This is a genomic window from Rhodobacter flavimaris, from assembly GCF_021378075.1.
GTDB lineage: Bacteria > Pseudomonadota > Alphaproteobacteria > Rhodobacterales > Rhodobacteraceae > Rhodobacter > Rhodobacter flavimaris.
On the sequence record NZ_JAJUOS010000046.1, the window covers coordinates 1 to 427 of the forward strand.

At 61.6% G+C, this 427-nt stretch carries 1 protein-coding gene; it reads right to left on the reverse strand.

Annotated elements, in window-relative coordinates:
• Nucleotides 1–13: 13 nt before the first annotated feature.
• A partial coding sequence (locus LZA78_RS17590) for an IS5 family transposase (RefSeq protein WP_233678171.1) occupies nucleotides 14–427 on the reverse strand: 414 nt, incomplete at its 5' end.

Here is a 427-nt window from a genome sequence, read left to right on the forward strand (position 1 = left end):
CTAGGCTCAGGCCTCATAACCAAAACAGCACGGTAGCGGCGAGAGCGACAGCTGAGAGAAAGACCTTCGGACATCTGTCGTAGCGTGTCGCTACGCGTCGCCAGTCCTTGAGCCTGCCGAACATGATCTCGATCCGGTTGCGACGTTTGTATCGGCGCTTGTCGTGTTTGACTGGGACCTTGCGCGCCTTGCGACCGGGAATGCAGGCCCTGATCCCCTTGGCTCGCAGGGCTTCTCGGAACCAGTCGGCATCGTAGCCTCGATCGGCGAGCAGCCATTGTGCGGCGGGCAGGCCACCGAGAAGGGCCGCCGCGCCGGTGTAGTCACTGACCTGGCCCGCAGACATGAAGAACCTGATCGGACGACCAAGTGTGTCGGTCACCGCGTGCAGCTTGGTGTTCATTCCGCCCTTGGTTCGACCTATCAG